The 13197-nt window shown below is 39.1% G+C and carries 9 protein-coding genes; 5 read left to right on the plus strand and 4 right to left on the minus strand.

The window, feature by feature from the left end; genetic code table 11:
* The first annotated feature begins 23 nt into the window (after positions 1 to 23).
* From ACHSBP_RS17700 to ACHSBP_RS17715, 4 genes are all read left to right on the plus strand, one after another.
* Positions 24 to 965, plus strand: coding sequence for a DMT family transporter (locus ACHSBP_RS17700; RefSeq protein WP_395389869.1), 942 nt, complete (start codon positions 24 to 26; stop codon positions 963 to 965).
* 45 nt (positions 966 to 1010) lie between these two features.
* The gene (locus ACHSBP_RS17705) at positions 1011 to 1892 is read left to right on the plus strand and encodes an NAD-dependent epimerase/dehydratase family protein (protein ID WP_395389870.1); all 882 of its coding nucleotides are present in this window, start codon (positions 1011 to 1013) and stop codon (positions 1890 to 1892) included.
* A gap of 242 nt (positions 1893 to 2134) precedes the next feature.
* The gene (locus ACHSBP_RS17710) at positions 2135 to 2830 is read left to right on the plus strand and encodes a response regulator transcription factor (protein WP_395389871.1); all 696 of its coding nucleotides are present in this window, start codon (positions 2135 to 2137) and stop codon (positions 2828 to 2830) included.
* Complete coding sequence (locus ACHSBP_RS17715) at positions 2817 to 4145, plus strand: ATP-binding protein (protein ID WP_395389872.1); 1329 nt, start codon at positions 2817 to 2819, stop codon at positions 4143 to 4145. Before ACHSBP_RS17710 ends, ACHSBP_RS17715 begins: the two co-directional genes overlap by 14 nt.
* 82 nt (positions 4146 to 4227) lie before the next feature.
* On the opposite strand, the gene ACHSBP_RS17720 is transcribed toward ACHSBP_RS17715, so the two are convergent.
* The 3 genes from ACHSBP_RS17720 to ACHSBP_RS17730 form a co-directional block, all read right to left on the minus strand.
* Positions 4228 to 6078: a hypothetical protein gene (locus ACHSBP_RS17720; RefSeq protein WP_395389874.1), complete on the minus strand. Its 1851-nt coding sequence runs from the start codon at positions 6076 to 6078 to the stop codon at positions 4228 to 4230.
* Positions 6079 to 6574: 496 nt separating this feature from the next.
* A complete protein-coding gene (locus ACHSBP_RS17725) occupies positions 6575 to 7816 on the minus strand; it encodes an EAL and HDOD domain-containing protein (RefSeq protein ID WP_395389875.1) in 1242 nt (413 codons plus the stop codon).
* A 185-nt stretch (positions 7817 to 8001) separates the two neighbouring features.
* Positions 8002 to 8880, minus strand: coding sequence for a LysR family transcriptional regulator (locus ACHSBP_RS17730; protein ID WP_395389878.1), 879 nt, complete (start codon positions 8878 to 8880; stop codon positions 8002 to 8004).
* A gap of 110 nt (positions 8881 to 8990) precedes the next feature.
* On the opposite strand from ACHSBP_RS17730, the gene ACHSBP_RS17735 reads away from it, so the two are divergent.
* Positions 8991 to 9362, plus strand: a complete 372-nt coding sequence (locus ACHSBP_RS17735) for a DoxX family protein (RefSeq protein WP_010558377.1) — start codon at positions 8991 to 8993, stop codon at positions 9360 to 9362.
* Positions 9363 to 9674: 312 nt separating this feature from the next.
* On the opposite strand, the gene ACHSBP_RS17740 is transcribed toward ACHSBP_RS17735, so the two are convergent.
* Complete coding sequence (locus ACHSBP_RS17740; RefSeq protein WP_395389879.1) at positions 9675 to 13106, minus strand: PAS-domain containing protein; 3432 nt, start codon at positions 13104 to 13106, stop codon at positions 9675 to 9677.
* Between the last annotated feature and the right edge of the window lie 91 nt (positions 13107 to 13197).

Consider the following 13197-nt stretch of genomic DNA (forward strand, 5'->3'; position numbering starts at 1 on the left):
AAGTATTAATCTGAGAGGTTATTATGTTAGTTGAGTCAAAAATCATTAAAGGTACTTTAGCGATTGTTATTGCTAGCTTTCTTTGGGGTACAACCGGCACTGTTGCAAGCTTTTCAAATGATGTAAGCCCCCTAGCCATTGGCGCATTTGCTATGGGTTTGGGCGGTGTATTGATGGTACTAACCAACATTCGAAGTCTACTTGCAAACTATCGACAGCTTATCAAACGAAAGGGACTATTTACTGCTGGCGCCTTATCAGTTGCAATATATCCTCTGGCGTTTTATTCCGCTATGCACTTATCTGGCGTTGCGATAGGTACTATTGTGTCAATAGCCACTGCGCCCATGTTTGCCGCCCTTCTTGAGCGTCTTTTTAATCAAAAATTAATTTCCAGAGAATGGGGGGTAAGTTTTACGGTTGGTGTGATTGGTGTCATTTTGCTCACTCACGGTAAAAAACCCGCATTTGATGACGCATCTAATTTATTTCTCAATTCATTAGGAATTGTCTTAGGCTGTATCGCTGGGTTAACTTACGCGTGTTATTCGTGGGTCGCAAAATCCTTTATAGAGAAAGGCATTGACTCTAAAGCCGCCATGTCAGGGTTATTCGGGGGAGCGGCAATTCTGCTATTACCTTCTCTATTTTTTACAGGTGAGAATTTATTTTTAAACATCACCAATAGCGCTGTTTCACTTTATATGGCAATTATCCCAATGTTTCTAGGATATTTATTATTTGCATATGGCTTAACATTTATTGAAACAAGCAATGCGACATTAATAACGTTGCTGGAGCCTTTAATAGCAACAATATTGGCGGTTTTGCTGTTGGGGGAAAGTTTTAAGCTAATGGGTTGGATCGGCGCATTGTTAGTTTTACTTTGCTTGGTTATTCAGTCCATTAATCTAACTAAAATTAACACTTCGCTCAGTGACAATAATAATCAGTTTACCTCATAATACTTTGATGGCTGCATCGCGTTTCACATGGTAAAAGGCACAAAAATGAAAATATTGGTAACAGGCTCTGCAGGAAGAGTCGGGCGTGCTATTTATATTAAATTAATGAAACATCATGATGTAGTAGGTTTGGATAAAACCCCTTGCTCAACGGTAGACGTTATCGGAGATATTTGCGATGGCGAGTTAATTTCTAAAGCACTTAAAGGTGTGGATGTTGTTGTTCATACCGCGGCTTTTCATGCTCCTCATGTTGGGCTAATAGCTGATGAAATGTTTTTAGCGGTCAATGTGGATGCAACCGAAAAGCTAGCCTTAGCTGGCATCAAAGCAGGCATTAAGCACTTTGTTTTTACCAGTACAACCGCGCTTTATGGTTATGCTTCATCTTCTGAAGGTGAAACCAGTTGGATTACAGAGCAAGTTGAGCCTCAACCTAAGTCTATCTATCATAAAAGTAAAATACTTGCAGAAAACAAGCTGAATGAAATTTCAAAACTCTTCAATCTTCCAATTACCGTATTACAAATGTCTCGATGTTTTCCCGAACCCGCAGACTTTATGGCAATCTATCGCCTTACTCGCGGTATAGATGTGCGTGATGTCGCAAGTGCGCATGCATGTGCCATAGATAAACGATTAAACGGCTTTAATCGTTTCATTATTTCTGGGTTTACACCGTTTAATCAAAATGACTGCAAACACCTTTACAATCATGCAAGTGAAATCATAAAAGAAAAGTGCCCAGAGATAGCATTAGCGTTTAAACAAAGAGGTTGGCGTTTGCCAACAAGTTTAGACCGCGTATATGACTCATCAGCAGCACAAGCCAAGTTAGGTTGGCAGCCAAAGCATGGCTTCGCGAGTGTACTGGATATGTTAGATAGTGAAATAGCAGAAGTGTTACCCGTTTTAAAACAGCGCTAGGAAATATTCCCCCTAAAAAATGAGCGAATTTAGCTTGCTTATGAAACTTCTATCACAATTAAAAATGCAAAGCCTGACTCTTTTTTACACTAATTCACTAGCGTTTAACTATTTAAGTAAAAAAGCATATACGATTATCGCAAAGAGATGTAAGCCAATAAATTTGCTTTGTAAGCTCGTGTAAGTATAAGTGAGCGCCACGGAACTTTTTAGTTAAACTATAAACGTTGAGAGGAGCTATTATGAGCAAAATAAAAATTATATTGGTTGAGGACGATGAAGAGATATCAAGACTGACAGCGCTATATTTAGAGGCTGATGGCTTTGATGTATCAGTTGTTCATGATGGAAGTGCTGCTACTGAAACGATTAAAAAAGCTAATCCCGATTTGGTTATTTTGGATCTCATGTTGCCGGGTAAAAGTGGCATTGAAATTTGTAAAGAGGTCAGAGGTTGTTACTCAAATCCAATATTAGTCTTAACGGCGTCCAGTGATGATGTGACAGAGGTCAGCCTTCTAAAATTGGGGGCTGATGATTTCTTATCAAAGCCCCTTAAACCACATGTATTAGTTGCGAGAATTGAAGCCTTGTTAAGACGCTCTGGCAAAGTCTATAAACTGCATCATGAAATAGGTGCTCACCCTTCAATAGAGTTAGACGATAATAATTGCCAGATAGTTTTTAACGGTGAGCATATTCAACTTACAAATGCCGAGTTTGAGATGTTAAAAATTTTGAAAAAAAACATCGGGAAAGTAGTCTCTAGAGAGGCTTGTTGCCAAGCTCTTAGAGGCATTAACTATGACTTCTCTAATAGATCTATAGATATGCGAATTTCAGGTTTACGAAAGAAGCTTGGTGATGAAGTAGCTCCGTATAAAGTCATTGCAACTATTAGAAACAAAGGATACAAACTATTAGATGAAAAAATTTAAGGTTACTCTCTTTACACGACTGTATTTATCTATTAGCTGCGCACTGCTAATTAGTGCCTTTTTAACGTTTACGATAATAGATTCATATTTATATGAAGAAGAAGTAAGCGATTTTGCCGAAGACATCGAGTATATATACAACTATTTTGACAATAGTTCAGAACTCAACTCCATACCGATAAATCAACCGATAATACTCCCCAAATTTTTTAGAAATAGGTTCTCTGCTTTCGTCATTGAAAATCCAAATAAAGAGTTTTTATGTACTGATTGCATGGAATTAAGCCGTTCTATTGGCAAGGCATATTATGAAAAAGAGAACGGTGTTAGGTTTGCCGTCATAGACTTAAACCTTAGAAATAGATCTCTCATTATCACAGAAAACCTAGAGGCATTAATAGAAGATGAAGCAGAAAGAAATATGGAAGAAGTTGCTTTTCCGTTATTAATTTTCTTATGTTTTATAACTATTGCCTCACTTTTGTATTGGCCTGTACGAAAACTACAATCTAATATCAAAGCGCTAGTGGGTTGTTTTGAAGGTTTTGCCAAAGGGGACCATAAGTTAAGAGCCAAAACTAACATTCCTAAGCCCTTAGATGAAATTGCTCGTAGCTTTAATGAAATGGCCGAGTCTATAGACAAGAACATCGAAGAAAAAACTGTTTTCGCTCAAGCCATTCCACATGAAATAAGAACGCCTTTAAGTAGAATTCAGTTAGCATCGGGACTGATACAAAAAAATTCAGGTCAATCAGACGTTACAGCTTGGGCAAGTAACATCGATGATTATATAGACGAAATCAATATGTTTATCACACAAATTATGGAGTTAACCAAATTAAATAACGAAATAAGAAATTCATCTAACTTATCATACAAGACCATCACTCTTACTCATTTTATACAAGCTAGAGTCTCTCAGTTAAATGCTGAGCGACTAAAAGAAGTGATCATTGATATAGATGAGTCGATCCGTGTTAAAAACGACCCAATTTATTTAACTCTATTGTTTGATAACCTTTTTCAAAACGCGCTTAGATACAGTAATTGTAAAGTAGCAGTTATTGTAAAAAGCCAAAATGGCCGAATAACCATCTCAGTTGAGGATGATGGTGAGGGCATCCCTATAAAAGATATGGAAAAAATATTCATACCATTTAAAAGATTAGATAGAAGTCGGAATAGAAAAACCGGAGGTTTCGGATTGGGGTTAGCTATTGCAAACGCTTCTGCAAACAGAATGGATAGCAAGCTTTGTGTTACTCAATCAAGTTTAGGTGGAGCAAAGTTCACCTTTTCCTTGATGAATTAAAATTTTTTGTTTATCAACATAGCATTGTTTAAACGAAGAAAAGCCGAGCTCAGCTCGACTTTTACTTCAGCCGGATTAAAAGTTATTTACTAATGTAAACTGGAACTGGAGACCATCTTGGTTCATAAACATTAGTATTACCTATAATGACACCTTGATTATTCTCTTCTTCTGAAACCCTTGCCATGCCAGAACGACGATTTTCATCACCAACTTCAAAGATAATGAAGTTACCGTCGGGAGATATAGCTGGGCCAGAAACTTCTTCCGGAATACCTTTAACAATTAACTGCTTTAAAGTATTTTCTTTAAAGTCCTGGTAACTCAAGTCCAGGAAAGTTAAGCGGTCTCCATCAAAACCCCAGACCGGCATATCTTTGTTTTTTTGAACGAGTTGATTATTACTGCCATCAGCTTTTATTGTATAAGCGTGAGTATAAGAAACATCGTCTTCATCATAGCGCCATGTTTTAGTGTATGCTAAAACTGGCACACCATCCGCAGGCAACTTAGGGTTCCAACTAAGCTCCTCGTACCAAAACTGCTCCGATGGTGATGAAGCGACTAACTCCGTCATATCTGTTATTTCAAGCAACTCATTATTTGCCCATTTAATTTCTGCTGAGCTCATATCTACAATGTATAGGTTCGTATGAAATTGCGTTAAATTGTCATTATTGTCGCCAATATTAGAATTTCCAGACATGATTGAAATTGCAAGATAGTTCCCATCTGGCGAAACACCTAGCGATCTAACATCTTGACCAAACATTGATAGCTTTTCTAATTCCTTTGTTTTCACATTTACTCTAAATGCTTCCCATGCACTTTCTTCTGGCCCCTTGGCACTCGCAAAATATACGAACTGAGCATCAGGACTCCAAGATACGTACCCAGCGATGGGACTTGCATCAGCCAACTCGGTAATTTCAGTTCCATCAGGATTCATCATTAAAACTTTAGCTTGATTTGTAAAAGCTATCTTATAATCAGGGTTTCCAGCGATAGCTGATTGTAATATTTCATTTGTTTCATCGACTCCGTTTTCTTGCGATACCCCCTCTCCTTCGATAATAAACTCGATAGCTGAATAGTCACCATTTGGAAGTTTAGAAGCGAGTGCATAAGCTGGATTTGTGAGAATCGCAAATATTGCTGGATCTTGTTGTTCCACTTTCGTTGGCGTATTTAATTTCCATTCATGCCCAATTTCATTAAGTCTGTTTTTTTGTGCACCAAGAATTGACGTTAACGCCCAATAGGTATATTCAGTAACCATACAACTGTAATCGCAAGTTTCATCGTCATAAGTATACCAAGCACTCTCAGGATAATTTTCTGGGACATCTTCAAATCTCCCTCCCCTAGCAATATCCATTGCATTTGCAATAGAAGAGTTAATTTTTTCACCAAAAACTTCAGTATATACCTGAGAGTAGCCTACATGGGTGATCAAGTGAAGAACTTCTTCAAGTGTCGCGTCAAACCTGTCACTTTCTCCTGGAAGAATTGTCTCATTGCCAAAAAGAGCCTGCCAAGAATCACTTGGTGTTAAATCACTCGCAGCACTTTCTAGTCCGCTCTCTGTCGGTGCCATAATGAGGGTTGCACCATTTTCTACTAACTTATCAACAACATCTTGGTTGTCTGGAATACCATCCTCATTATTATCTAAGTATTGAGCCATAATATTCGCAGCGTGAAGAACTTTATCTTTATTCGTCTCTTTGGTAGCTCGAATTGATACACCGAATACATTTGTATGTAATGGAAACGCCCTTTCTAGCTTCGAGTGATTTCCACTACCTGGCGGTGTAACTGGTTCAGGAACTTTCTTACTTGAAGAATCGTTACAACCTGTGAGTGTAAGCGCGGTTACTAAAGCAATATATTTTGCTTTCTTATTATTGATCATTGGTATTTTACCTCTCATGATTAACAGCCTAAGTAAACAAAATCTTAAGTCATGAGTTATCAAAAATACGTAAGGACGTGTAAGCAAAAACGTAAGTTTGTAAGCATTATCCTATGCAAGTTCACATATACCTATATGTGTAAATAGGGCAAGTAAAAAGCATACAAAGCGCTTTCGTACGCTGCTTCATATCTTTTATGTTGATATTTAAATAATGTTTGAAAAACAAGTTTAATTTTAAGCAGTCGAGGGAGTAAAAAGGGAAGTGTCTGCAGATATGCACCAAGTTTACAATTCATCCATATGGCATGGCTCCATCGGTCACTGCTAAACTCGGTCAATTTACTGAGAAACCGCGTTTCGGTTACTTCAAATCTTTGACTACTGTAATAAGCGGCACCAAATATGGCTAAATGCTATATCAAAAATTAAATGGGGTGGATAAGCGGCTTTTATTCTACTTTAGCAATTTAAAACCGACTTTTTAACGTTTTAAGACGAGCTCTAATCCTTCTTACCCAGATACAACCGCAAACACATCATCTGCATAGGTGCGGCTTTGCTCTGACAATTCAAAAATACTTGAAATAGGTGTTGCAGGTCTTACTTCAGCTAAAATGGATGCGGCTGTTTGCCAATTATTTTCTTCAATCGCCATCGCGATTTTTAATGCGCCACCGAGAAGACCGTCATAATTTAACAGCGCTCCACTTGAATTGCTGTCTAATGAAAATTCGCTAATAACGGTATTAAGATCCATATCTAATACGGCGCCTAAAATAGACATTAAACCAATCAGGTACCCCTGCTCGGCCATCTCTTTACCGCCCGGTGCGAGAAATAGCGACATAAACTGGGCGCGCATTAAGCCAAATTTGGTCAACTCTGAAGGCTTATCAACCCCCAAGTCACTGAGTGCTAATACCCGTATAAACTGCCTGAGGGTATCTTCTCCCAAATACACCACAGCCTGCGAAATTGACTTCATTTCTTGCTTATCAAGGCCGGAATGGGCATTAACCAGTTTAAGTACGCGCGCAGTCAGACTTAAGTCTTTGGAAATCTTGCTTTCGATTTCTTTGAAATTGAGGTTAGGTTGAGTGGTCGATTTTAATAAATCAAATACCACCAGCTTTGATGGTTCAACATTGCCATGGGTTAGCATCTCGGGCTTGGCAAAAAAGTAGCCTTGAAACAAATCAACGCCTGCTTGTTGTAAGTAGTTAAAGTCTTCGTAGGTTTCTATTCGTTCAACAACAATTTTAAGTTTGGGGTATAAACGCTTTAGCTTCTTAGCTAAGGTGGTGGTTTTTAAAATCGGGTGCTCTAGCTCTAATTTTACGTAAGACATGTAAGGTAACAAAGGCTCCCATCTTGGGTCTTTGTCGTAATCATCTAGCGCAAATTTATAATTTTGTTTTCTGAGCGTTTTTACAATCGCCAGCAATTCCTCAAGATTCTGAGAGCGTTCAACAATTTCAAGCACCAAGTTATCGGGTTTCAGTAATCGCGGAATTTCTTGTAATAACGTTGTGTCAGATAAGTTTATAAATGCACAGTGATTAGCAACCAATTTATCTTTGCCAACTAAAATCAGTGAGTTAAAAAAAACTCGCCCTGTTGCTTGTTCATCGGTAACACCAACAGGAAAGGCATTATTGTCTGAATCTCGATACAGCAACTCATAAGCAAATATTTGCTTCGATGCATCAAGAATGGCTTGTCGTGCAATAAACTGGGTTACAGGTTTCGTCATAAGTACAGCCAATTGAGTAGTGAAAGCTCTAACAGAGTGATTTAAATTTTATCAACTATGATTCTGACTAAATTATCAACACTTTCATTAAGACTACGTCAGCCAAGCCGTTTGAGCAAACAAAACATGTTGATGAATTAAAGCCGTATCGTAAATGCCCCCTCACTTAGCTTACACAAAAGGGTTCAGACCTGTTCAGTAAAATAACGCGATAAGTAATCCACAAAAGCGCGGATTTTAAACGGGATATAGTCTGCATTTTTATATACTGCATACATCGGGAGAGAAGCCTTTTTACAATCATTAAATAGCTCTACCAATGCACCTTCATTCAACTTATCTTGCACCATCCATTTAGGCATTCCCGCAATTCCACAGCCCATCAGGGCCATTTGCACAATAAATTCTGGGCTATCACTTTTAATAAACTCTAAAACCGAATGCTTTTGCTGATTAATAAACCACACATTCGATGGCCGACTAAGCGAATAAGTAATACATTGATAGTACGCCAAATCTGAGGGCGTTGAAGGATAGCCATTTTGTTCTAAGTAATCAGGCGCAGCAAAGTAACATAGCTCATGATCCAATAACTTTTTTGCTTTCAGCCCAGAATCTGGCAGGTGCGCGGCTCTAAGTGCAATATCAACATCGTCTTTATATAAGTCCACTTGCTGATCATTTACAGAGACTTCTAACTGGACCTTTGGGTGTTGGTTTAAAAAATCTGACACAGGCTGAGACAGCATGTGCGTTGCAAACGCTGACGGAACGGATATTTTTAATCTTCCCGAAACTTTTGCCTGCTCACCCTTTAACATTTGCTCGGTGACATTAATTTGCTCAACTAATTGCACACAAAATGCTAAATAAGATTTTCCTGCATCCGTTAAGTTTATTTTGCGAGCACTTCTTTCAAATAAATTAAAGCCCAATTTGTGCTCTAACCACGCAATCTTTTTGCTCACTGCACTTTGCGTCACATTAAGCTCATTTGCTGCGGCTGTGAAACTATTAAGTCTTGCCACCACGCAAAATAAATTAATACATTCGAGTTTATCCATCTTCCACCCATACATTCCAATTGGGAATACTATAAATCATTATATAGGTATTTATGAGTAAAAGTAGGAATGCTTAAATAGCGCTAACAATTACTTTAAGGAGTCACATTATGACTATAATTACTTGCGTGCTATTTCTATTTTTTCTATTTGCAAGCTCAATCAAAGTGCTGGGTTGGCAACCGTTTATCTTTAATACTCAATTAGCCTTTTTTAAAAAGTATGGGCTCACGCGTACCCATATGTATTTAGTCGGATTGATTGAAATGGCTGCAGCTATTTTGTTAGTTGCATCTCTAATATTAAAGCTAGATTTACTCATGGTGTTAGGCGCATTAGGGATTGCGTTTACATCTATTGGCGCGCTTTTTTTTCACTTTCGATATGACACGTTTAAAGATGCAGTACCCGCGCTAATCACACTCGTTTTATCTGGCATGATATTAATCAAACATTATGGTTTGATCGTTAATTTACTTTAACACGCCAAATAATAAACACTCTGGTGAGGTTACATAAATTGTCTCATCAATCGCTTTAGACTACCTAAACATTTGAGCAAAGCGATGCAACACAGCTTAATCCCGACCAAAAAGTTATGTTAAAAGTCGAAGAGTTAGTTTGACTTTGTATCTAAAGACTTCAAAAGAGGATATTACTGGTATATACCGAGTTGTAACTTTTTCACAAAACGCAACTTCATTAACTTGGTAGCGTGCAGTTATTTCCTTCTTTAGCAACCGGAATACAAATTATCATATAGATTAAACTTAAGTGGTTGCGTAACGCTTCCGTTAGGCACATAACTTTTTAATTAAGCGCTTTAACGCTGGTGCTTTAACTGGTTTATATAAAAGCGGGTATCCCGCATCGCTTATCAATTCGCGCACCGACTCGTCATGTTCCGCGGTATTTATAATACAAGGCAAATAGTTTAAACCGCATTCTTGAAGTAATTCCACCCCTGTCACACCATCATCTAGGTGATAATCTGCAATGATCAACATAGGCAGTACTTTTGTCTCTTTAAGTGCCGTTAACTGAACTTTATTGGTTGCCGTTTGCACATTACAGCCCCACGTTTGTAAACGCTTGGCTAGGGCTTGTAACACCGTTTCATCGTTATCAATCAGCCAAACAGTTAAGCCAACAAAACTCGCTGTTTGCTCAGTATTTACAGGTGTTGGAGTAAACTCTTGTCGATTTTTATTTTCTACGACAAGTGGCAAAGATATAGAAAACTGCGCGCCGCTACCTATATTTGACCGTAAAGTTAAGTCTAGATTAAGCGCATCGGAAATACGCTTTGTAATGGCTAAGCCAAGGCCAAGTCCTTGCGCTTTATCATGTCCATCGAGTTGTTTAAATTCTTGGAATATCAGAGTTTGATCCTCAGCTGCAATACCGGGGCCCGTATCTTTAACCGATAACACCAGTTGTTTTCCTACTTTTTCAGCGCAAAGTGATACCTCGCCCGATTGGGTATAGCGCACCGCATTGCTTAACAAGTTCTGCACCACACGGCGCAGTAAAGTGCGATCAGAACTAACAGTCTCGTCATCAAATTGCGATGTAAAAACTAGGCCTTTTTCATACGCGAGGGCAGAGAATTCAGCGCTAAGAGGCGTAAGCAATTTGGCAATCGAGAATTCACTTTTTTCGATTTTTAAGCTGCCAGATTCGAGTTTTGTGAGCTCTAAAATGCTGCTCAGTAAGTCTTCTGCCGAAGTAAGGGAGTTTTTAATATTACTCGCAAGCTCTGCGTATTCTGAGCCTTGCGACTTTTCTTCCATTACTGAGCAAAATAAGCTGGCAGCATTGAAAGGCTGTAATAAATCATGGCTCGCCGCGGCAAAAAAACGGGTTTTACTCTCGGTTGCTTGCGCTAATTCTAAATTGGCCTGCGTTAATGCATGGGTGCGCTCGTTAACCTTTTGCTCGAGATTAGTATTAGCTTCTTTCAGCGCATCTTGAGTATTCACAAACTCAGTAACATCGCTAAAGGTTGTTACAAAGCCACCGCTAGGCAACGGATTGCCTTGCATTTCAAATACCCGACCATTTTGATGAGCACGCTGATACTTATAAGCACTGCCGGTTTTTAAAAACGCCAAACGTTTAGCTATTTCGCTTTCAATGTCGCTTGCCTTAAATAACCCGCGTTCGGCATTAAAGCGAATAATATCGGCGATGGGGCGACCAATATAAAGGGCGTTATCAGGGTAATTGAACATGGTTTGATATACGCTATTCCATGCCACTAAGTTTAAATCGCCATCTACCACGCTAATGCCTTGGTTAACGTTTTCAATCGTCGATTGCAGTAAATCGCGATTAAATTTAAGTACTTGGCTAGCTTCATCGACGATGGTTGCCACTTCGCTTAATTGCCCGTGTTTATTCTTCGCAGCCGTGAGCACCAAATTTGCTGACGAGCCGCCAATCACCGCAGCCATTTCTCGGGCAACCAAAGATTCTAACTCCATGCTAGCGGGTTTTTGCCAGCCTGTTATCGCTAATGGAAAATACTGCTGAATAATTTGCTTGCCGGTCGCGCCATCAACAAAGCGCAGTAATAAACGGCTCAATTCATCAACGCTTAGCTGATGTTTGGTATTATTGGCGTGTTGTTGCTCTACTGAAAATACAAACTTTTCAGCCTGTAACTGCTCTGCCACTTCCGCGCCACGTTTTAATGAAATATACACAAACACGACGGTGTTAAAGGTGAGTGATAACAACAAAGTTTGCGAAATACTATCAAGACCGAGTCCTAAAAGGTCAGCTGGTGCTAGGAACTGTAATCCCAATGGGCCGGCCACTAACCACGCACTTTGCCAATTTAAACTAGTAGCGATTGAGGGTAAAAATAAGCCATAAACCCATACAGCAAAGCCCGTTAAAATGGCGTATTTTGCTGCCTTACGCGACGCCCCACGCCATACTAACCCCAGCAATAACGCAGGGGCAAATTGCGCAACCAACGTAAACGACATAAGCCCCACATTTGCCAAACTATTGGTGCCACTTAGCAACTTGTGGCAAAAATAGCTGGCTATAAGCACACCCAAAATAACCGCTTTTCGCGCACGTAAAATCCCTGTGGGTGAAAGCCCTGCTGCGGCACTTTCCTCTTTATTTTTAGTTAACAGTAATGGGTTAATAATGTCGTTTGTTATCATCACTGAGAGCACAATTGCGGCTAAAATCACCATGCTAATTGCAGCTGAGAAACCACCTAAATAAGCCACCATTGCCAAAGTTTGATTTTCAAATGCAAGCGGTAACGCCAGTACAAAGGTATCTGACGCAACACTTTGTGGCTCGAGTAGCAATAGCCCTGCATATCCAATTGGCAGTGTACAAATATTTAGCAAAAGCAAATATATAGGAAATATCCAGCGTGCTTTTTTAATGTCAGTTTTATCGTCGCGTTCAACAAAACTAACGTGGAATTGACGTGGTAAGCACAGCATAGCCAGTACGCCTAAAATCATATGGCTAATGTACACATAATTGGCGCTGCCATGATCAGCAACTTGTTGTTCTAACCCCGCAGATTTAGCGCTATGCAGCAGCGCTGTAGGGCTTTCAAATAATTCAAAACATACATATAAACCAATCGCTAAAAACGCGAACAACTTAACTAATGATTCAAATGCAATTGAATTCATCAAGCCTAAGTTATGCGCATTAGGGCGCAGCTTATTAGCACCAAATAACATCGCAAAAATCGCTAAAACTAGCGTTATATAAAACGTTCCATCGTGCCAAATTGAATGCGTTTCAGCGCTACCGGCAATTAATTGGGTACTTTGACTGATAGCGCTTAGCTGCAGCGAAATATAAGGAATAATGGCAAACACTGAAATAGTGGTAATTAAGCTCGCCAGTGAACTAGATTGCCCATAGCGGGTAGCAATAAAATCAGAAATAGAAGTGATTTTATGTGTCTGGCAAATTTCGCTTATCTTTAAATAAACTTGCCAGCCAAAAATAAATAAAAGCAAACTCCCCACGTAAGTGGGCGCAAGCCACCAGCCATTATTCGCCGCTTGCGCTGTGGTGCCATAAAACGACCAAGAGGTACAATAAACTGCTAATGTTAGCCCATAAACCATGGACTTAAATGACTGGAACTTATATTTTTCACTAACATAAGCAATCGCAAATAACAGTGCTAAATAAACAAATGCAATTGCACTAACTGACCAAATTGTAAGCATTATTTTCGTTTTTATTTATGTGCGTAACTCTAGACTAAGTCATATTACAGTAATTAGCTCGTATAACTTTAGTACTATCAGTACATTCATT

The organism is Pseudoalteromonas sp. XMcav1-K (assembly GCF_044005875.1).
Lineage (GTDB): Bacteria > Pseudomonadota > Gammaproteobacteria > Enterobacterales > Alteromonadaceae > Pseudoalteromonas > Pseudoalteromonas spongiae.